The organism is Prosthecomicrobium pneumaticum (assembly GCF_014199915.1).
Taxonomy (GTDB): domain Bacteria; phylum Pseudomonadota; class Alphaproteobacteria; order Rhizobiales; family Kaistiaceae; genus Prosthecomicrobium; species Prosthecomicrobium pneumaticum.
In genome coordinates, this window is the sequence record NZ_JACHOO010000002.1 from 119,112 (window position 1) to 138,661 (window position 19,550).

Genomic DNA, 19,550 nt, shown 5'->3' on the forward strand with positions numbered 1-19,550 from the left:
GACATGGCCGACAGGCAAGGTTCGGGAGCGGCGGCGGCGGACCGGCTGGACGTCGTCACCATCGGCCGCTCCTCGGTCGACCTCTACGGCCAGCAGATCGGCTCGCGGCTCGAGGACATCCAGACCTTCACGAAGGCGGTCGGCGGCTGCCCCTCCAACATCGCGATCGGCACGGCCCGGCTGGGCTTGCGTTCCGCGGTGATCACCCGCGTCGGCGACGAGCAGATGGGCCGCTTCATCCGCGAGCAGATGGCGCGCGAGGGCGTCGCGACCGACGGCATCGCCACCGACCCCGAGCGCCTGACCGCGCTCGTGCTCCTCGCCGTCGAGGACGAGGGCGTTTCGCCGATGATCTTCTACCGCACCGACTGCGCCGACATGGCGCTCTCGGAAGCGGACATCGACGCCGACTTCATCCGCCGCGCCGATGCGGTGGTCGTCACCGGCACGCATTTCTCGCGGCCCGATGCCGATGCGGCGCAGCGCAAGGCGATCCGCATCGCGCGGGAGGCCGGCGCCCGGGTCGTGTTCGACATCGATTACCGGCCCAATCTCTGGGGCCTCGCCGGCCACGCCGCCGGCTTCGAGCGCTATGTGAAGTCGGAGCACGTCTCGGAGCGGCTGAAGACCGTGCTCGGCGATTGCGATCTCATCGTCGGCACGGAGGAGGAGATCCGCATCGCCTCCGGCGCGGACGATGTCGCCGGCGCGCTGAAAACGATCCGCTCGCTGTCCGCCGCGACGATCGTGCTGAAGCGCGGCGCGATGGGCTGCATCGTCTATGACGGGCCGATCCCGGACGATCTCGAGGGGGGCATCGTCGGCCGCGGCTTCCCGATCGAGATCTACAACGTGCTCGGCGCCGGCGACGCCTTCATGTCGGGCTTCCTGCGCGGCTGGCTGAAGGGCGAGCCGCTTTCCACCTGCGCCACCTGGGCGAATGCCTGCGGCGCCTTCGCGGTATCGCGCCTGCTCTGCTCGCCGGAATATCCGACCTTCGCCGAACTCGCACATTTCCTCGATCACGGCAGCGCCCAGAAGGCGCTCCGCAAGGACGCCGATCTCAACCATCTCCATTGGGCGACCACCCGGCGGGCGCAGCCCGACCGGCTGATGGCGTTCGCGATCGACCACCGGTCGCAGCTGGAGGACCTCGCCGACCGGCTCGGCGCCCCGCGCGAGCGGCTCTCCGCCCTGAAGGCCCTCGCCGTCGAGGCGGCGGCGAAGGTCGCGGCCGGCCGCCCGGGCTACGGCATGCTGCTCGATTCGACCTATGGCCAGAAGGCGCTGTTCCGCGCCGCCAAAGAGCCGTTCTGGATCGGCCGGCCGGTCGAGAAGCCCGGCTCGCGGCCGCTCGATTTCGACCACCTCGCCGATCTCGGCAGCCATCTCGCCGAATGGCCGATCGGCCATACCGTGAAGTGCCTCTGCTTCTATCATCCCGACGACCCGCCGGATCTGAAGGCCCGGCAGGAGCGCGAGCTGTTGCGGCTCCACGATGCGGCGCGGACCGTAGGGCGCGAACTGCTCGTCGAGATCATCGCCGGCAAGCACGGGGCCCTCGGCGTCGAAACCGTCGCCACGGTGATGGCGCGGCTCTACGATCTCGGCATAAGGCCCGACTGGTGGAAGCTCGAGCCGCAGACGAGCCCGGCCGCCTGGGCCGCCATCGACCGGGTGATCCTCGACCGTGACCCTTATTGCCGCGGCATCGTGCTGCTGGGGCTCGACGCGCCGGAGGCGGAGCTCGCCGCCGCCTTCCGCGCCGCCGCCGGGAGCCGCATGGTGAAGGGCTTCGCCGTCGGCCGGACAATCTTCTTCGAGGCGGCGGAGGGCTGGCTGTCCGGCCGGATGACGGACGATGAGGCCGTCGCCGACATGGCGGCGAAATTCGCCCGGCTCGTCGCCACCTGGGAGGCGGCGTCGGCGAGCGAGGCGGCGTGAGGCGCCGTCCCCGCAGGGAGGCGGGGATGGCGAGGCGAGGGGGACGCGTCCCACTCTCTCCCCCCTCGTGGGGGAGAGTTGGAGAGGGGGGCCTGGCGCAGAGCGGCGGGCACAACGGGGAGCCGGACGCCAACCGGTCGCTCCCGGTCTTCCCCTCTCCCGCGGAGCGGGAGAGGGCTTCGCCTCTTGGCGAGCGGAGCGAGCCTGGATGCGAAGGGTGAGGGTCTCTTCGCGTCGACGAAGGAAGAGCCCTCACCCTGCCCTCTCCCGCAGGGCGGGAGAGGGTAATACCCGCCCTCTCCCGCAGGGCGGGAGAGGGTAATACCCGCCCTCCCCCGCGGGGCGGGAGAGGGCAATACCCGCCGGCGCGAGGTGGCGGAAAGAACGAGGGAGGGAGGATCGATGAAGACCATCCGGCTGACCATGGCGCAGGCCGTGACCCGGTTTCTGGCGGCGCAGAGGACGGTGATCGAGGGCGAGACCGTGCCGCTCTTCGCCGGCGTGTTCGCGATCTTCGGCCACGGCAATGTCGCCGCGCTCGGCGAGGCGCTCTACGGCGTGCGCGACACGCTGCCGACCTATCGCGCCCATAACGAACAGGCGATGGCCCACGCCGCGGTGGCGTTCGCCAAGGCGAGCTTCCGCCGGCGGATGATGGCGGTCACCTCCTCGATCGGCCCAGGCGCCACCAATATGGTCACCGCCGCCGCCCTCGCCCATGTCAACCGGCTGCCCGTGCTGCTCCTGCCCGGCGACGTGTTCGCCAATCGCCGGCCGGATCCGGTGCTGCAGCAGGTCGAGGGCTTCGCCGACGGCACGGTATCGGCGAACGACTGTTTCCGCCCCGTATCGCGCTTCTTCGACCGGATCACCCGGCCGGAACAGATCGTCACCGCCCTGCCCCGCGCGCTCGCGGTCCTGACCGACCCGGCCGAATGCGGGCCGGTCACGCTCGCGCTCTGCCAGGACGTCCAGGCCGAGGCCTATGACTATCCGGAGGCCTTCTTCGCCGAGCGGGTGTGGACGCCGCGCCGCGTGCGGCCCGATGCCGACGAATTCGCCGCGGCGCTCGCCGCGCTCGGCAAGGCCGAGAAGCCGCTCGTCATCGCCGGCGGCGGCGTGCTCTATTCCGGCGCGAGCCCGGCGCTGACGGCCTTCGCCGAGCGGCACGGCATCCCCGTCGCCGAGACGCAGGCCGGCAAGTCCTCGCTGCCCGCGGCGCACCCGCTCAACATGGGCGCGATCGGCGTCACCGGCACCGCGGCGGCGAACGCCCTCGCCGAAGAGGCGGACGTCGTGCTCGCCGTCGGCACGCGGCTGCAGGATTTCACCACCGGCTCCTGGGCGCTCTTCAAGGGCGAGCGGCAGACGCTGATCGGCCTCAACACGCAGCTCTTCGACGCGATGAAACATCGCGCCCTGCCGCTTCTCGCCGATGCCCGCGTCGGGCTGGAGATGCTGTCGGCCGAGCTCGCCGGCTGGCGTGCGCCGGCAGGGTGGACAGAGGCCGCCGAAGAGGGCCGCGGCGGCTGGTTCGCCGAGGCCGGCAAGGTGACCGCGGCGACCAATGCCGAGCTGCCGTCCGATGCGCAGGTGATCGGCGCGGTGCAGCGGGTGATGGGGTCGGAGGCGACGCTCGTGTGCGCCTCGGGCGGTCTGCCCGGCGAGTTGCACAAGCTCTGGCAGGCCGGCGCGCCGGGCTCCTACCATCTCGATTACGGCTTCTCGACCATGGGCTACGAGATCGCCGGCGGGCTCGGCGTCAAGATGGCGAAGCCTGACGAGGAGGTCGTCGTGATGCTCGGCGACGGCTCCTATCTGATGATGAATTCGGAGATCGCCACCTCGGTGATGCTCGGGCTGAAGCTCACCATCGTCGTGCTCGACAATTCCGGCTTCGGCTGCATCAACCGGCTGCAGATGGCGACCGGCGGGGCGAACTTCAACAATCTGTTCCGCGACACGAAACACGCCGTGCTGCCGGCGATCGACTTCGCGAAACATGCCGAAAGCCTCGGCGCGATCGCGAGGAAGGTCGCCTCGATCGGCGAACTGGAAGCCGAGCTCGCCGCCGCGAAGGCGAATGACCGCACGACCGTGCTCGTCATCGACACCGACCCCTTGATCTCGACCGAGGCCGGCGGTCATTGGTGGGACGTCGCGGTGCCGGAAGTGAGCGACCGCCCCGCCGTCCGGGCCGCGCGCGAGGCGTACGAACGGGCGGTGAAGGCGCAGCGGGTGTTGAATTGAAGGCGGCTCCCTCTCCTGCAAACGGGAGAGGGACGGCCGGCGGGCGAGAAGCCGTCCTCTTCGTCCGTCATCCCCGCGAAGGCGGGGATCCATTAAACAGAAGGGCGCTCGGCGTTATGGATCCCCGCCTTCGCGGGGATGACGGGCGGTCAGCACTGATCCGGCCCGAGGCACCGAACGGACGGGCCGAAAGGGCGGACACCCGCCGGAGGGGGAGGAAGGCAAGATGATCCGCATCGGGGCGAATCCGATCTGCTGGTCGAATGACGACATGCCGGAGATCGGCGGCGACATTCCGCTCGAACAATGCCTCTCCGAGGCGAAGGCGATCGGCATCGAGGGGATGGAGCTCGGCAACAAGTTCCCGCGCGAGGCCGCGGCGCTCCGGCCGATCCTCGCCTTTCACGGGCTCGATCTCGTCGGCGGCTGGTCGTCGACCTTCCTGCTCGAACGCGACGCCGAGGCGGAGTTCGCCGCGGCGCGCGCCCATATCGACCTGCTGAAGACGTTCGGCTGCACCGTCTTCATCGCCGCGGAATGCACCCGCACGGTGCACGGCACGCGGAGCGCGCCGTTGTCCGCCCGGCCGGTGATGACCGATGCGGAGTGGGATCTCTTCAACGCCCGGCTCACCGCCTTCGCCGAACGGCTCGCCGGGGAGGGGCTGACGCTCGTCTACCACCACCATATGGGCACGGTGGTGCAGACCGAGGAGGAGGTCGACCGCATGATGGCCGGGACGGGCGATGCGGTGAAGCTGCTCTTCGACACCGGCCACATCACCTGGGCCGGCGGCGACGCCCCGACCGTCGCGGCGCGCCATCGCGACCGGATCGGCCATGTCCACGTCAAGGACGTGCGGCCCGAGGTGGCGAGGGAGGCGGCCGCCGCCGACTGGTCGTTCCTCGATGCCGTGCTCGCCGGCGTCTACACCGTGCCCGGCGACGGCTCGGTCGACTATATCGGCGTGATGAAGGCCCTGCCCGCCTATTCCGGCTGGGTGGTGATCGAGGCCGAGCAGGACCCGAAAAAGGCCCACCCCGCGACCTATGTGAAGATGGGCTACGACAACCTCACCCGCTTCATGACCGCGGCGGGCTGGAAGCGGGGCTGAGGCGCCGAGCGGAGCGGACGAACCGTCCTCTCCCCTCGTCATCCCCGCGAAGGCGGGGATCCATGAAACAGGACGGCGCTCGGCTTGATGGATCCACGCCTTCGCGAGGATGGCGGGTGGGACGGACAGGGCGGCAGCAGGCATGACCCGTCGGTGGTTGCCGACCGACCGGAGACTGCCCCCTCTCCCGCCGCGCGGGAGAGGGCTTCGCGCGCTTGCGAAGGCGAAGCCGAGCCTGGACGCGAAGGGTGAGGGTCTTCGCCCGGGCCAGGGGCCGAGCGCACGGTCCGGGAACGAGAATGGGAGAACAGATGATGCCGAATCTGCGCGTGCGGCCCTCGGGAACGGGGGGCCGCGTCATCCATGTGACGCCGGAGAGCGCCGGCTGGACCTATGTCGGCTTCGATCTCGTCCGCCTCGAAGGCGGCGAGCGGTTCGCGGGCGGCGAGCCCGGGCGCGAGGTCTGCCTCGTCGCGGTGACCGGCACGGCGCGGATCGAGGCGGCGGGCGCCCCGCTCGGCACGATCGGCGGGCGGACGAGCCCGTTCGCCGGGCCGGTGCCGGCGGCCTATCTGCCGGCGGGCACCGCATGGACCGCGATCGCCGAGGCCCCGCTCGAACTCGCCGTCTGCAGCGCGCCCGGAACCGGCGCCGGCACGGCCCGCATCATCGGGGCGGAGGCGATGAGCCGCGAGACGCGCGGCCGCGGCACCAATGTCCGCCATGTCACGAACATCCTGCCGGAGACCGACCCGACGGCGGAGAGCCTCCTCGTCGTCGAGGTGATCACACCCGGCGGCCACACATCGAGCTATCCACCGCACAAGCACGATCGCGATGCGCTGCCGGAGGAATCGCTTCTCGAGGAGACCTATTACCATCGGCTCGACCCGCCGCAGGGCTTCGCCTTCCAGCGCGTCTACACCGATGACCGCAGCCTCGACGAGACGATGGTGGTCGAGGACGGCGACACGACGCTGGTGCCGAAAGGCTATCACCCGGTCGCCGCGATCCACGGCTACGATCTCTATTACCTCAACGTCATGGCCGGGCCGAAGCGGATCTGGAAATTCTGGAACGCCCCCGAGCACGCCTGGCTGCTCGCGAAGTGACGAAAGGCCCGCCGCGCCGCATGGCGGGGCGGCGGACCGTCGACCGGCGGGCGCGGTCAGAGCTTCAGGTCGAGGCCGATCTTGAAGGTGTGGCCTTCCGTGTCGTCGCCGAGATGGCCGGCATAGGAGGCGCCGAGGCTCGCATTGGGCGACAGAGCGAGGTCGAAGCCCGCCTCGGTGACGAGCGCGTTCTTCGCCATCGGCGTGCCGACGCTGTCGAAGCTCGCGCCGGTGCCGAAGGTGAGCCGGGCGTCCGGCGTCACGTCGCCCTCGGCGTGCTGCCAGCCCGCCATGCCGCGCAGCGTCACCTTGACGTCCCCGACCGCGAAGCCGGTCGAGGCGCGCAGGCCGAGCGTCGTGAACACCGTGTCGGTCTCCGCGTCCTCGCTCGACAGCGCGGCGGTGGTGCCGCCGGTCTCCGAGAAGCCGTCCGTGTCGAGATGGACATAGGCGAGCCCGGCGAAGGGCTCGAGCGCGCCGTGCGGCACGTCGATCCGGTAGCCGAGCTCGCCGAAGGCCTGCGCCGAGCCGGCATCATAATCCGCCGACAGCCGCTCGCTGAAGGCCGGGAAGACGACGTCGCGCTTCGTCTCGATCGAATGCCACGCATAGCTCGCGCCGGTGCGGAAGCCGAGCCTGCCCCATTCCGTGCCGCCATAGAGGCCGAGATAGACATTGTCGGACGAGCCCGAGGAGGAGCGGGCATCGACGTCGAAATCGGTCGCGCTGAAGCCGGTCATCAGGCCGACCCGCCAGCCGCCGAGCGCGGCGTCGGCGCCGATCAGGAAGCCGCTCGTCGAGTGGTCGAAGGCGGCGGCATAACCCGCGGCGTCGGCCTTGCCGTTGAGGGTCAGGGCCTCGCTCCAGATGACGAGGCCGCCGGCGGTCGCCGGGGCGGCGGCGATGCCGCCCTCGCCATAGGCGGAGACCGGCGCGGCGCTCGCACCCGGTGCCGCATAGGCCGAGCGCAGCCGGCCGTCCGCGGCGTCGCGCAGCAGCCGGCCGTCCTCGATCAGCGCGCCCTTGGCGCTCGCATGGATCTCGCCCGACAGCGCGTTGCCATAGGGCCGAAGGTAGCTGTAGAAGCCGATATCGGTGTTGCCGGTATCGACATTCTCCTCGCGGTTCAGGATGTTGAGCGTCCAGCCGTCGGCCGTCTGCCGGAAGGACAGGCCCTCGACCTCCTGCTCGCCGTCGATCTTCAGATTGCCGAGCAGTTCGACTTCGCCCGTCTTGACGTTGGCGCGATAGATCAGCTTCTCGTCATTGTCGGTCGCGAAATACATCCAGCCGTCGAGCAGCTTGCCGCCCTGCGCCTGGTCGATCGTCTGCGACAGGGGGATGTATTCCTTGAACGACCAGTCGGCGAGATTGTAGACGGTCAGCTCGGTGGCGTTCTCATAGGCCATGCCGTAGCCGAGGCCGTTCTTGACGTCGACCGCCACCCAGCTCGCGATGTCGTGCACGCCGTGCGGCGGGTTGAGCGCGAAGGCCTGGCCGGTATAGGTCAGATCGCTCGCATTGTAGATCGCGAAGACCGGGTTCTCGTATTTCTCGTTGCTGACCGGGTCGCGCTGGCTCGAATCGAGCGAGATGTAGAGATAGCCGTCGGCATAGTCGATGTCGCCGATATGGTTGAGCCCGGCATCCGACAGCGCCGAGGGGATGGCGAGGACGTTCGGAATGGCCGGGTTGACGATGAGGCCCGTATTGAACGATCCGTCGGTGCGCTCGAGCGAGTTGGTGCCCGAGAAATACCAGTTGACCCCGTCGGTGGTGACGCCCTGCCCGCGCGACTGGTCGGCATCGGCGAAGGTGGTCTTCTCGACCATGATCCAGGGTTCGACCGCGGCGGCGGGTAGCGCGGCGATGCAGACGAGGCCTGCCCCGACCACGAACGGCGTCGCGCGCCTTCCAATGACCTTGCGATCCGCCTTCCCGGTTCTCGTCTTCGGCTGCATCGTTCTGTTCCTCTGCTCGCAGTTCTCCGCCGGCGCGCGGCCGTGCGGCATCGAGCGCCGGCCGCAGGGAGGGCGGCCGTCGTCAATGGATCGGGGGGTGGGAGAGACGGGGCGCCGCCCGAAGCCGAGGCGCAACGTCCCGCCGGGATTGTCCTTGCGCCGCCGCAGTGCAGGGCGGCGGCGGGATCGGCCCGATCTATTCAGGCCGAACTAAACGACAGACCATGACAATAGGATCGACCGTCCGCAGGACGTTCGCGCTCTATGGTCCCTGGCAATTAGTCTTGTCAGATCGAGAAAGAGTGAGACGCTATACTCATGACGCTCGCCTTTTGGCTCGGGAACCGTCTATCCTGCCGGGACTCACGGGGAGGAGCGCGTCCGCAGAAGGCGTGTTCGATGAGGGAAGCTTCTAGACGGAGCACATGACGCTCGTATGAATAATATGAAGAATGAGGGGACTTATGCGCGCGCGCTGGCGGTCTCCGCCCGCATCGGGGGGACGGCCGGCACCGGCTTGCACGCCCGCGTGCTGAACGAGATCGGCCAGAGCATTGTGCGGGGCGATCTCGTGCCGGGCGACCCGCTGCCGAACGCCGACGCCTGGAGCGCCGCGCACGGCGTCAGCCGCACCGTGCTGCGCGAAGTGATCAAGGTGCTCGCCGGCAAGGGCATGGTCGAGACGCGGACGAAGGTCGGCACGCGGGTGCGCCCGCGCAAGGACTGGAACTTCCTCGATCCGGATGTGCTCCTGTGGCGCTACGGCCCGTGGACGACCGCCGAGGAGGCGCGCTCGCTGTTCGAGCTGCGCCGGGCGATCGAGCCGGCGGCCGGCGCGCTCGCTGCGGCGCGCGCCACCGCGGCGGAGATCGCCGAGCTCTGGCGCCATCTCGCCGAGATGGAGCGGGCGGGCGATGACGGCGCCCGCTTCGCCGTGCCCGACCTCGCCTTTCACCAGGCGATCCTGCGCATGTCCGGCAATGAGCTGATCGGCTCGCTCGCCGCGCTGATCGAGACCGCGCTCGTCATCAGCCTGCGCCTTTCCGACGACAATCCGGAGGGCCAGGGCCATTCGCTCGGCCTGCATCGGCGGGTGATCGAGGGCATCGCCGCACGCGATCCGGCGGCGGCGAGCGCCGCCCTCCTCGCCCTGCTCGACGAGGCGGAGGCGGATGTGCGCAGCTCGCTCGCCGCCAGGCAGGCGCGCGGCGCACGGCCGCCGGCCGCCGCCGAGAGCGGCCGGCCCTGAGCCCCCCGGGACGGGGCGCCGGCTCGCGCGACGCTTTGCCGGGGAAAGCGCGGCGGCGGCGGATTTCTGCCGCCTTCCGCCTCGATTTGGCCCCTGCGAAAGCCTACATTGGAAGCACGATTCGTACTCTAGATGTACCGCGCGCGTACGCGCGGGTGCGTAAGGCCCGAAGGAATCCCGAATGTCCGACAACGCCCGCGACACCGCGTCCGCCGCCTATGGCGCGGAGTCGATCAAGGTGCTCAAGGGGCTCGATGCGGTGCGCAAGCGCCCGGGCATGTATATCGGCGACACCGATGACGGCTCCGGCCTCCACCACATGGTCTATGAGGTGGTCGACAACGCGATCGACGAGGCGCTCGCCGGCCATGCGGACGAGGTGTCGGTGACGCTCAATCCGGACGGGTCCTGCACGGTCAAGGACAATGGCCGCGGCATCCCGACCGACATCCACCCCGGCGAGGGCGTCTCGGCGGCCGAGGTCATCATGACCCAGCTGCACGCCGGCGGTAAGTTCGACCAGAATTCCTACAAGGTCTCCGGCGGCCTGCACGGCGTCGGCGTCTCGGTGGTGAACGCCCTCTCCGCCTGGCTGAAGCTCAAGGTCTGGCGCAAGGGCAAGGTCCACGAGATGCGCTTCACCCATGGCGAGCCGGACGCCCCCCTCGCCATCACCGGCGACTGGGACGGACGGAACGGCACGGAGGTGACCTTCCTGCCGTCCACCGAGACGTTCTCGAAGACCGAGTTCGACTATGCGACGCTCGAGCACCGCCTGCGCGAGCTCGCCTTCCTGAATTCCGGCGTCCGCATCGTGCTGACCGACAAGCGCGGCGTCGAGCCGAAGCGCGAGGAGCTGATGTATGAGGGCGGGCTCGAAGCCTTCGTGCGCTATCTCGACCGGACGAAGAAGCCGCTGGTGCCCGATCCGATCACCATCCGCGCCGAGCGCGACGGCATCGCCGTCGAGGTCGCGATGTGGTGGAACGACACCTATCACGAGAACGTGCTCTGCTTCACGAACAACATCCCGCAGCGCGACGGCGGCACCCATCTCGCCGGTTTCCGCGGCGCCCTGACCCGGCAGGTGACGGCCTATGCCGAGGCGGGCGGCGTCTCGAAGAAGGAGAAGGTGGCGCTGACCGGCGACGATTGCCGCGAAGGGCTCACCGCCGTCCTCTCGGTCAAGGTGCCCGATCCGAAATTCTCCTCGCAGACCAAGGACAAGCTCGTCTCCTCCGAGGTCCGGCCGGTGGTCGAGAACGTCGTCAACGAGATGCTCGGCACCTGGTTCGAGGAGCACCCCTCGGAAGCGCGGGCGATCGTCGGCAAGGTGGTCGAGGCGGCGGCCGCGCGCGAGGCGGCGCGCAAGGCGCGCGAGCTGACCCGCCGCAAGGGCGCGCTCGACATCGCCTCGCTCCCCGGCAAGCTCGCCGACTGCCAGGAGCGCGACCCGGCGAAATCCGAGCTCTTCATCGTCGAGGGCGACTCGGCGGGCGGCTCGGCGAAGCAGGGCCGCCACCGCGAGAACCAGGCGGTGCTGCCGCTGCGCGGCAAGATCCTCAATGTCGAGCGTGCCCGCTTCGACAAGATGCTGTCCTCGGAACAGATCGGCATGCTGATCACCGCGCTCGGCACCTCGATCGGCAAGGACGAGTTCGCGCCCGACAAGCTGCGCTACCACAAGATCATCATCATGACGGACGCCGATGTCGACGGCGCCCATATCCGAACGCTGCTGCTCACCTTCTTCTTCCGGCAGATGCCGGAACTGATCGAACGCGGCCACATCTTCATCGCGCAGCCGCCGCTCTACAAGATCACCAAGGGCCGGTCGGAGCAGTATGTGAAGGACGAGCGCGCCTTCGAGGACTATCTCGTCCATGAGGGCCTCGACGGCGCGGTGCTCAAGCTGACGACGGGCGAGGAGCGCGCCGGCGGCGATCTCGCCGGCGTGGTCGCCGATGCGCGGCAGTTCGCCCACATTCTCGCCGGCATCCACACCCGCTACGACCGTTCGGTGATCGAGCAGGCGGCGATCGCCGGCGCGCTCGATGCGGCGCTCGCCGAGGACGCCGGGCAGGCGCTCGCCGCCGCGGTCGCGACGGCCGAGCGGCTCGACCGTGTCGCCGAGGAGACCGAGCGCGGCTGGGAAGGCACGCTCGGCCGCGATGGCGGCCTGCTCTTCCAGCGCGAGGTGCGCGGCGTGCGCGAGGCGCAGGCGATCGACCCGGCCTTCCTCGAATCCGCCGACGCCCGCAAGCTCCATGCCCTCGCCGAGCGGCTGCGGACGGTGTTCGCGGCCGACGGGGTGCTGCGCCGGCGCGATGTCGAGACGGCGATCCACGGACCGCGCAGCCTGCTCGCTGCCGTCTTCGCGGCCGGCCGCAAGGGCATCGCCGTGCAGCGCTACAAGGGGCTGGGCGAAATGAATGCGAGCCAGCTCTGGGAAACGACGCTCGACCCCAACGCCCGCTCGCTCCTGCAGGTGAAGATCCGCGAGGCCGACGACGCCGACGACCTGTTCGCCAAGCTGATGGGCGACGAGGTCGATCCCCGCCGCGAGTTCATCCAGGAAAACGCGCTGTCCGTGGCGAATCTCGACGTGTGAGGTCATCAGGGAACGTTCCGGACGCGGCGCCACCCGTCACCCCGGCGCCTCCGTGCCGGGGTCCATCTCCGCTCAGGCTTTCGGACCGCCAATGCCGCCGTCATCCCGGGCCAGGCGCAGCCGAGGCTCGGGACCCATGCCGCCGAGCCGCCCGCTGTTTCAGGGATTCCCCCCTCGCGGCCATGACGGATGGGGCGCATCCGCCCGGACCACCGACCGGCACGATTATGGATGCCGGCACGGAGGCCGGCATGACGGATGGAGAGGACTGCGCACAGACCGGCCGGCAGGACGGTTGAGGCGGAGCGCACCCTCGCCCACCCCGGACACCCGTCACCCCGGCCTCCGTGCCGGGGTCGATAATCGTGACGCCGGGCCGGCCAGTCCACGGCCTGGCCCCCTGCGGAGCGCCGGCCCCCGCGGCCCCTGTGCCACGGTCCGAAGACTTCCGCCGGCTGCCCTTGCGTCCCGCCGTCCGGCTTCCCAGTTGCCGGGGCGTCGCCCGCCAGTAAAGAGCCCGACCGATGTCGCTGACCCTCTACGACCTGACCATCCCCGTCTATCGCCGCGGCTTCGCCGTGCTCGCCACCCTGCTCGACAAGGGCGAGGCGCACGCGCGCGACAATGGCGGCGATCCGGAAGCCCTCGTCGAGGCGCGGCTGGCACCCGACATGCTGCCGCTCGCCGGCCAGATCCAGCGGGCGAGCGACACCGCGAAGGCCGCCGTCGCGCGGCTCACCGCGACCGAGGCGCCGCGCTTTGCCGACGAGGAGAAGAGCCTCGCCGAACTGAAGGCGCGGATCGCGGCCACGGTCGCCTATCTCGACGGGGTGTTGCCCGAAGCGTTCGAGGGTGCCGCCGAGCGGATCATCCGCTGGGGTCGCGGTCAGCCGGTCGAGCAGGACGGCCGGACCTATCTCCTCACCTTCGCGCTGCCGAACTTCTTCTTCCATCTCACGACAGCCTACGCCATCCTGCGCCACCAGGGCGTGCCGGTCGGCAAGATGGACTATATCGGCCCGCTCTGACGGCGCGCCGCCGCCGACCGAGGTCCCGGTTCCGCCGCCCGCCGCGGGCTGGCAGAGTCGGGACCGTCCCGAATCAGCCGCCCAACCGATGCGCCTCTTCGCCCCGCTCTCCCGCGCCGCCGCGCCGAAGCCCGATCACCTCCTCGTCGCGATCGACGGCGAGGCGGTGCGCGTCGCGATCAACTGGAATGCCCGGGCGCGGCGTTACACGCTGCGGCTGCGCGGCGCGGTGCGCGAGCCGGTGGTCACCATTCCGGCGCGCGGCCGCCTCGCCGAGGCGCAGGCCTTCCTCGACCGCCATGCCGGATGGCTGAAGACCCGGATGGCGGCGCTGCCCGCCGCACGGCCGATCGCCGACGGCGCCACGCTGCCGTTCCGCGGCGCCGAGGTGACGATCGTGCATCGGCCGGGCCGCGGCGTGACGCGGCTCGAGGGCGACCGGCTGATCGTCGCCGGCGACGCGGCGCATTTGAAGCGGCGGGTGCTCGATTTCCTGCGCCGCGAGGCGCGGGCCGATCTCGTCGCGGCCTCCGAGCGCCATGCCGCGGCGCTCGGCGTCGCGATCCGCTCGGTGACGGTCAAGGATCCGGTCAGCCGCTGGGGCTCCTGCTCCTCGTCGGGCGCGCTGTCCTATTCGTTCCGGCTCGTCATGGCGCCGCCCTTCGTGCTCGACTATCTCGCCGCGCACGAGGTCGCGCATCTGAAGGAGATGAACCATTCCGCCCGCTTCTGGCGGCTGGTCGACAGCCTCACGCCGCAGGTCGAGCCGGCCAGGGCCTGGCTCGCCCGTAACGGCGCGGCGCTCCACGCGGTCGGCGCCTGAGGCGGCTCCGGCACGGACCGCAGGCAGCGGCCGCCGGTCATCCTCGTGCAGGGGAAACCGCCGCACCGTCGATCGATCGGCGGTGCGGCCGCAAGTGCCGCCGAAACGGCGCCCGCGCCCCGCTGCCGCCGCTCAGGGCCGGCGGTGCTCGTCGGCCGGCAGCACCTCGTAATCGACCTCGATCACCCGGGCCGTCCCGCGCGGGGCCGGCCCGCCGCGGCGCATGGTCGCCTCTTCCTGCATCCGGCGCTGCGCCCGGCGGATGAGCGGGCCGCGGAACAGCCAGGCGAGACCGACGATCGGCACCAGCACGAGGGCGAGGCCGAGCGAGAAGACGATCAGCGCGCCGGCGACGGCGAGGCCGAGTGCGGTCGCGAGCACGAGCGTGAGCTTGCCGCGCCATCCTTCGAGGGGCGTGCGTGTCGTGCCGAGCCGGTGGATATAGATCATGTCCCTCTCCATAGGTGCTGAGAGATGTGCGGTCGTCCCGCCCCCGACACAAGGGGCGGCGCGCCGATTTGTGCCGGACGCCGGGCTGCGCTAAGCCGTCGCCTCCCCGCCCCGGAGCGCACGCCGATGACCGACCATCCCTCCAACGCACGGCAGATGGCGTCTCCGTCGTATCGCCTGCCGGCGCTCGACCAGGACTTCATCCTCGGCGATTCGACGCGCGGCCTGCGCTTCCTCCTCGAATACCAGAAGGCCGAGGAGGCGCTGCGGCAGTGGCGGATCCGCTCGACCATCGTCGTCTTCGGCAGCGCCCGCATCCGCGAGGACGGCAAGCCGAAGCACGCCCGCTGGTATGCCGAGGCGCGCGCCTTCGGCCGCATCGCCTCGGAGCGCGGCGGCGCCCGCGATCTCGTCGGCGGCCATCGCGACAATGTGATCGCGACCGGCGGCGGCCCGGGCATCATGGAGGCGGCGAACCGCGGCGCCGTCGATGCGGGCGCGCCCTCGATCGGCTTCAACATCACCCTGCCGCGCGAGCAGGAGCCGAACGCCTATTCGACCCCGGAACTCACCTTCCGCTTCCACTATTTCGCGATGCGCAAGATGCATCTCGCGATGCGGGCGAACGCGCTCTGCGTCTTCCCCGGCGGCTTCGGCACGTTCGACGAGCTGTTCGAGCTGCTCACCCTGTCACAGACCGGCAAGGCGCCGCGCATCCCGGTCGTGCTGGTCGATCGCGATTACTGGACGACGGTGGTCGATCTCGACCGGCTGATCGAGGAAGGCATGATCGCCGAGGCCGACCGGACACTGTTCGATTATGCCGAGAGCGCGGAGGAGGCGTGGGCGATCCTCGCCCGCAAACCCCTCGGCGCCCACCGCGCCCCGCCCGCGGACACCGCCGGCGCCTGAGGCCCGCCATTCCGACTTCGCGGCCGCACCTGTACGGCCCCCTCTCCCGCGGGGCGGGAGAGGGCTTCCGGCCTTGGCGTCGCAGGGAGCGTCAGCGACCGAGACGCGTAGGCCGGAAGGGTGAGGGTGGCTCTCCTTCGTCGACCAAGAGAAGGCCCTCACCCTACCCTCTCCCGCGGAGCGGGAGAGGGGGTCCCGGCCGTTGCGCCTGCCTTTGGGCCGCCATTCCGCTATGTGCGCGCCCGGGTCGACCGAGCTCCCGACAGGATGAACCGGGATCGGACATCCCCTCTCCCGCTTGCGGGAGAGGGCTTCCGGCCTTGGCGTCGCAGGGAGCGCGAGCGACCGAGACGCGTAGGCCGGAAGGGTGAGGGTGTCCTGCTCAGCGTCTGCGGGGCGTGATCGGCCGCCGGGCCGGCGCTCAGCCCCAGGTGAGCAGCGCGGCGAGGCCGATCGCGCCGACGGCGAGCCGCCACCAGGCGAAGGGCGCGAATCCGTGCCGCGAGACGAAGGCGAGCAGGCCGCGCACAACGACGACGCCCGCGGCGAAGGCGGCGACGAAGCCGATCGCCACCATCATCGTCGATTCCGCCGTCATCACCGCGGCGGTCTTGTAGAGATCATAGGCGAAGGCGCCCGCCATGGTCGGCATGGCGAGGAAGAAGGAGAACTCGGCCGCCGCCCGCTTGTCGGCGCCGAGCATCAGACCGCCGACGATCGTAGCGCCCGAGCGCGACACGCCGGGGATCATGGCGAGGCACTGGATGATGCCGATCGCGAAGCAGACCGGCAGCGGCAGGTCCATCGCGTCCGCATAGCGCGGGGTGAGCGGCATCCGGTCGACGGCGAGCAGCACCAGCCCGCCGAGGATCAGCGCGATGCAGACCACCATCGGCGTCTCGAACAGCACCGTCTTGATGAAGTCGTGCGCGAGCACGCCGATCACCACCGCCGGCAGGAAGGCGAGCAGGATGCCGCCGACGAAGCGCTGCGTGCGCGGGTCGCGCGGCAGGTCGCGGACGAGCTTCAAGAGCTTGCCGGAATAGACCGTCAGGATGGCGAGGATGGCGCCGAGCTGGATCAGCACCTCGAAGCTCTTGCCGGGATTTTCGAAGCCGAGAAAGTGTCCGAGCAGAAGGAGATGGCCGGTCGAGGAAACGGGGATGAACTCGGTCAGGCCTTCGACGAGCCCGAGCAGCAGGGCCTCGACGATCGTCGTGCCATCCATCGCGAATCACCTCGGCAGAGCGGCGAATCGGCTTGTTCCGACCGCAATTCCCGGCCTATATGCGGGCGCCCTCGCCGCGCGCGCAATCGGCCCTTTCCGCGCAGTCCCGCCCTTCCCGAGACGCGATGCCCCTCCTCTATCACCATCCCTTTTCCGCCGCTTCCCGCTTCGTGCGCCTCATTCTCGGCGAATACGACGAGGAGGTGGAACTGGTCGAGACGATGCCGTGGAAGCGCGACGAGAAGCTCCTGCTCGTCAATCCGGCCGGCACCCTGCCGGTCTTCGTCGACCATGACGGCGTGACGGCGAGCGGTGCGCTCGTCATCGCCGAGTATCTCGCGGAGACCCGTGGTGCACGCATGGGCGAGGTGAAGCTGCTGCCGGAAAACGTCGGCGATCGCGCCGAGGCGCGCCGCCTCCTGCACTGGTTCGCCGTCAAGATGCACGGCGAGGTGACCGACTATCTGGCGACCGAGAAGATCTTCAAGCGGCTGATGACGATCGCCGAAGGCGGCGGCTCGCCGAATGCCGCGGCGATCCGCGCGGCGCGCGCCAACATCCGCTATCATCTGCAATATATCGGCTGGCTGGCGGCGCGGCGGAACTGGCTCGGCGGACGGGGCCTCTCCTTCGCCGATCTCGCGGCGGCGGCCGAGCTCTCCGTCGTCGACTATCTCGGCGAGGTGCCATGGGAAGCGGACGAAACGGCGAAGGCTTGGTACGCGCGCATCAAGTCGCGGCCGTCCTTCCGGCCGATCCTCGCCGAGACGATGCGCGGCCTGCCGGCGGCGACGCACTACGCCGATCTCGACTTCTGAACGCCGCGGCAGCGGCGAAGGCCCGGCTCGTCGCCGACGCAAAGGCCGAGGGCTTCGATCTCGTCCGCATCGCCGCGCCGGACGCCATCCCGCTCGCGCCCGGCCGGCTTTCGACCTTCCTCGCCGACGGCCATCACGGCACGATGGACTGGCTCGCCGAGACCCCGGAGCGCCGCGCCGATCCGCGCGCGCTCTGGCCGGAGGTGCGGTCGGTCGTCATGCTCGGCCTCAATTACGGGCCGGAGGAAGACCCTCGCGCCCTGCAGGCCCGGCCGGACCGCGCCGCGATCTCGGTCTATGCCCGCAACCGCGACTATCACGACGTCATCAAGGGCCGGCTGAAGACGGTGGCGCAGAAGCTCGCCGCCCGCACCGGCGCGGCGGTCAAGGTGTTCGTCGACACCGCGCCGGTGATGGAAAAGCCGCTCGCCGCCGCCGCCGGGCTCGGCTGGCAGGGCAAGCACACCAATCTCGTCTCGCGCGATTACGGCTCCTGGCTCTTCCTCGGCGCGATCTTCAGCGCCGCCGAGCTGCCGGCGGACGCGGCCGAGCGCGACCATTGCGGCTCCTGCCGCGCCTGCCTCGACGCCTGTCCGACCGACGCCTTCCCGGCGCCCTACCGGCTCGATGCGCGGCGCTGCATCTCCTATCTGACGATCGAGCACAAGGGGCCGATCGCGCCCGAATTCCGGGCGAGGCTGGGCAACCGGATCTATGGTTGCGACGACTGCCTCGCCGCCTGCCCGTGGAACAAGTTCGCGCGCGCCGCGCGCGAGATGAAGCTGAAGGCGCGGCCCGAATTCGAGGCGCCGGCGCTCGCCGATCTCGCCGCGCTCGACGATGCCGGTTTCCGGGCGCTCTTCTCCGGCTCGCCGGTGAAGCGGATCGGCCGCGACCGTTTCGTGCGCAATGTCCTCTATGCGCTCGGCAATGCGGGCGACGCCGCGCTCGGGGCCGTCGCCGCCGCCCGGCTCGACGATCCCTCGCCGCTCGTTCGCGGCGCGGCGGTCTGGGCGCTCGCCCGGCTCGATCCCGCGCGGGCCGCGGCCGAGCGGGCACTCCGCGCCGCCGCGGAGCCGGACGAGACGGTGCGGGCGGAATGGGAGGCGGCGGCGTGAGCGGCGAACTCTTCGTCTTCGGCCTCGGCTATTCGGCGCGCGCCTTCGTCGAACGTGCCCGCGGACGCTACCGCCGCATCGGCGGCACGGTGCGGACGGCCGAGAAGGCCGCCGCACTGCGGGCCGAGGGCATCGCGGCGGTCGTCTTCGACGGCGGCGCGCCCTCGCCCGCGGTCACGGCGGCGCTTCGGACCGCGACGCACCTCCTCGTCTCCGTCGCGCCCGGCGCCGCCGATCCGGTGCTCGCGGCGCACGGCGAGGCGATCGCTGCCGCGCCGGCGCTGGAGGCGATCGTCTATCTCTCGACCGTCGGCGTCTATGGCGACCATGGCGGCGGCTGGGTCGACGAGGCGACGCCGCCGGCGCCGAAGAGCGTTCGCTCGATCGAGCGGGTCGCCGCCGAGACAGCCTGGACGGCGCTCGGCCGCGCGACGGGCGTGCCGGTCGCGCTGCTGCGCCTCGCCGGCATTTACGGGCCGCGCCGCAACGCGCTCGCCGATCTCGCCGCCGGCACGGCGCGCCGGCTCGTCAAGCCCGGCCAGGTGTTCAACCGCATCCATGTCGAGGACATCGCCGCGGCGATCGACGCCGCCTTCGCGGCCCGTGCCGACGGTCCGGTCAATGTCTGCGACGACGCGCCCTCCGCCCCGCAGGACGTTGTCGCCTTCGCCGCCGGGCTGATGGGTGTTCCGCCGCCGCCCGAGACCGATTTCGCAACCGCCGACCTCTCGCCGATGGCCCGCTCCTTCTATGGCGAGAACAAGCGCGTGTCGAACCGGCGCCTGCGCGAGCATCTCGGCGTCGACCTCGCCCATCCGAGCTATCGCGAGGGCCTCACCGCACTCTGGCGCAGCGGCCGCTGGCGGGGATAGCGGCACGCGACGCCTCCCCTCATGTCTACCTGCGTGCGGCCCCATCCACCCGTCATGCCG

The 19,550-nt window shown here is 70.5% G+C and carries 15 protein-coding genes; 12 read left to right on the plus strand and 3 right to left on the minus strand.

Annotated elements, in window-relative coordinates:
• Positions 1 to 3: 3 nt before the first annotated feature.
• The 4 genes from GGQ63_RS04235 (at position 4) to iolB (ending at position 6,420) form a co-directional block, all read left to right on the plus strand.
• On the plus strand, positions 4 to 1,944 hold the full coding sequence (locus GGQ63_RS04235) for a bifunctional 5-dehydro-2-deoxygluconokinase/5-dehydro-2-deoxyphosphogluconate aldolase (protein WP_183852912.1): 1,941 nt from the start codon (positions 4 to 6) through the stop codon (positions 1,942 to 1,944).
• Between the two features lie 402 nt (positions 1,945 to 2,346).
• The gene (gene iolD, locus GGQ63_RS04240; protein WP_183852914.1) at positions 2,347 to 4,194 is read left to right on the plus strand and encodes a 3D-(3,5/4)-trihydroxycyclohexane-1,2-dione acylhydrolase (decyclizing); all 1,848 of its coding nucleotides are present in this window, start codon (positions 2,347 to 2,349) and stop codon (positions 4,192 to 4,194) included.
• Positions 4,195 to 4,420: 226 nt separating this feature from the next.
• Positions 4,421 to 5,308 carry a myo-inosose-2 dehydratase gene (iolE, locus tag GGQ63_RS04245; RefSeq protein ID WP_183852916.1) on the plus strand — a complete coding sequence of 296 codons (888 nt, stop codon included), beginning with the start codon at positions 4,421 to 4,423 and terminating at the stop codon, positions 5,306 to 5,308.
• A gap of 314 nt (positions 5,309 to 5,622) precedes the next feature.
• Positions 5,623 to 6,420 (plus strand): 5-deoxy-glucuronate isomerase, encoded by a 798-nt coding sequence (iolB, locus tag GGQ63_RS04250; RefSeq protein WP_183853982.1) that lies wholly within the window; start codon positions 5,623 to 5,625, stop codon positions 6,418 to 6,420.
• Positions 6,421 to 6,476: 56 nt separating this feature from the next.
• Here the strand turns inward: iolB and GGQ63_RS04255 are convergent, their stop codons facing one another.
• The gene (locus tag GGQ63_RS04255) at positions 6,477 to 8,381 is read right to left on the minus strand and encodes an autotransporter outer membrane beta-barrel domain-containing protein (RefSeq protein WP_183852918.1); all 1,905 of its coding nucleotides are present in this window, start codon (positions 8,379 to 8,381) and stop codon (positions 6,477 to 6,479) included.
• A 436-nt stretch (positions 8,382 to 8,817) separates the two neighbouring features.
• On the opposite strand from GGQ63_RS04255, the gene GGQ63_RS04260 reads away from it, so the two are divergent.
• The 4 genes from GGQ63_RS04260 to GGQ63_RS04275 all read left to right on the plus strand — a co-directional run bounded on the left by GGQ63_RS04260 (position 8,818) and on the right by GGQ63_RS04275 (position 14,092).
• Positions 8,818 to 9,630 carry a FadR/GntR family transcriptional regulator gene (locus GGQ63_RS04260; RefSeq protein ID WP_246429615.1) on the plus strand — a complete coding sequence of 271 codons (813 nt, stop codon included), beginning with the start codon at positions 8,818 to 8,820 and terminating at the stop codon, positions 9,628 to 9,630.
• A 181-nt stretch (positions 9,631 to 9,811) separates the two neighbouring features.
• Complete coding sequence (gene gyrB, locus GGQ63_RS04265; RefSeq protein WP_183852921.1) at positions 9,812 to 12,241, plus strand: DNA topoisomerase (ATP-hydrolyzing) subunit B; 2,430 nt, start codon at positions 9,812 to 9,814, stop codon at positions 12,239 to 12,241.
• A gap of 524 nt (positions 12,242 to 12,765) precedes the next feature.
• Positions 12,766 to 13,269 carry a DUF1993 domain-containing protein gene (locus GGQ63_RS04270; RefSeq protein ID WP_183852923.1) on the plus strand — a complete coding sequence of 168 codons (504 nt, stop codon included), beginning with the start codon at positions 12,766 to 12,768 and terminating at the stop codon, positions 13,267 to 13,269.
• 88 nt (positions 13,270 to 13,357) lie between these two features.
• A complete protein-coding gene (locus GGQ63_RS04275; RefSeq protein ID WP_183852925.1) occupies positions 13,358 to 14,092 on the plus strand; it encodes a M48 family metallopeptidase in 735 nt (244 codons plus the stop codon).
• A gap of 132 nt (positions 14,093 to 14,224) precedes the next feature.
• Here GGQ63_RS04275 and GGQ63_RS04280 read toward each other — a convergent pair whose 3' ends face one another.
• Positions 14,225 to 14,542 (minus strand): hypothetical protein, encoded by a 318-nt coding sequence (locus GGQ63_RS04280; protein WP_183852927.1) that lies wholly within the window; start codon positions 14,540 to 14,542, stop codon positions 14,225 to 14,227.
• Positions 14,543 to 14,698: 156 nt separating this feature from the next.
• On the opposite strand from GGQ63_RS04280, the gene GGQ63_RS04285 reads away from it, so the two are divergent.
• Positions 14,699 to 15,454: an LOG family protein gene (locus GGQ63_RS04285; protein ID WP_210308383.1), complete on the plus strand. Its 756-nt coding sequence runs from the start codon at positions 14,699 to 14,701 to the stop codon at positions 15,452 to 15,454.
• A gap of 421 nt (positions 15,455 to 15,875) precedes the next feature.
• On the opposite strand, the gene GGQ63_RS04290 is transcribed toward GGQ63_RS04285, so the two are convergent.
• Positions 15,876 to 16,682, minus strand: coding sequence for an undecaprenyl-diphosphate phosphatase (locus tag GGQ63_RS04290; protein WP_183852931.1), 807 nt, complete (start codon positions 16,680 to 16,682; stop codon positions 15,876 to 15,878).
• Between the two features lie 125 nt (positions 16,683 to 16,807).
• On the opposite strand from GGQ63_RS04290, the gene GGQ63_RS04295 reads away from it, so the two are divergent.
• Genes GGQ63_RS04295 through GGQ63_RS04305 form a run of 3 tightly spaced genes read left to right on the plus strand, consistent with a single transcriptional unit; the run spans position 16,808 to position 19,490 of the window.
• A complete protein-coding gene (locus tag GGQ63_RS04295; protein WP_183852933.1) occupies positions 16,808 to 17,500 on the plus strand; it encodes a glutathione S-transferase family protein in 693 nt (230 codons plus the stop codon).
• On the plus strand, positions 17,398 to 18,618 hold the full coding sequence (gene queG, locus GGQ63_RS04300; RefSeq protein WP_183854106.1) for a tRNA epoxyqueuosine(34) reductase QueG: 1,221 nt from the start codon (positions 17,398 to 17,400) through the stop codon (positions 18,616 to 18,618). The genes GGQ63_RS04295 and queG overlap by 103 nt, the downstream gene beginning before the upstream one ends.
• The gene (locus GGQ63_RS04305; protein WP_183852935.1) at positions 18,600 to 19,490 is read left to right on the plus strand and encodes an NAD-dependent epimerase/dehydratase family protein; all 891 of its coding nucleotides are present in this window, start codon (positions 18,600 to 18,602) and stop codon (positions 19,488 to 19,490) included. The genes queG and GGQ63_RS04305 overlap by 19 nt, the downstream gene beginning before the upstream one ends.
• The last annotated feature ends 60 nt before the right edge of the window (positions 19,491 to 19,550 follow it).

Coding starts and splice junctions, on each gene's coding strand:
- GGQ63_RS04235 (WP_183852912.1), top strand. CDS start 4: ATGGCCGACAGGCAAGGTTCGGGAGCGGCGGCGGCGGACCGGCTGGAC.
- iolD (WP_183852914.1), top strand. CDS start 2,347: ATGAAGACCATCCGGCTGACCATGGCGCAGGCCGTGACCCGGTTTCTG.
- iolE (WP_183852916.1), top strand. CDS start 4,421: ATGATCCGCATCGGGGCGAATCCGATCTGCTGGTCGAATGACGACATG.
- iolB (WP_183853982.1), top strand. CDS start 5,623: ATGCCGAATCTGCGCGTGCGGCCCTCGGGAACGGGGGGCCGCGTCATC.
- GGQ63_RS04255 (WP_183852918.1), bottom strand. CDS start 8,381: ATGCAGCCGAAGACGAGAACCGGGAAGGCGGATCGCAAGGTCATTGGA.
- GGQ63_RS04260 (WP_246429615.1), top strand. CDS start 8,818: ATGAATAATATGAAGAATGAGGGGACTTATGCGCGCGCGCTGGCGGTC.
- gyrB (WP_183852921.1), top strand. CDS start 9,812: ATGTCCGACAACGCCCGCGACACCGCGTCCGCCGCCTATGGCGCGGAG.
- GGQ63_RS04270 (WP_183852923.1), top strand. CDS start 12,766: ATGTCGCTGACCCTCTACGACCTGACCATCCCCGTCTATCGCCGCGGC.
- GGQ63_RS04275 (WP_183852925.1), top strand. CDS start 13,358: ATGCGCCTCTTCGCCCCGCTCTCCCGCGCCGCCGCGCCGAAGCCCGAT.
- GGQ63_RS04280 (WP_183852927.1), bottom strand. CDS start 14,542: ATGATCTATATCCACCGGCTCGGCACGACACGCACGCCCCTCGAAGGA.
- GGQ63_RS04285 (WP_210308383.1), top strand. CDS start 14,699: ATGGCGTCTCCGTCGTATCGCCTGCCGGCGCTCGACCAGGACTTCATC.
- GGQ63_RS04290 (WP_183852931.1), bottom strand. CDS start 16,682: ATGGATGGCACGACGATCGTCGAGGCCCTGCTGCTCGGGCTCGTCGAA.
- GGQ63_RS04295 (WP_183852933.1), top strand. CDS start 16,808: ATGCCCCTCCTCTATCACCATCCCTTTTCCGCCGCTTCCCGCTTCGTG.
- GGQ63_RS04305 (WP_183852935.1), top strand. CDS start 18,600: ATGGGAGGCGGCGGCGTGAGCGGCGAACTCTTCGTCTTCGGCCTCGGC.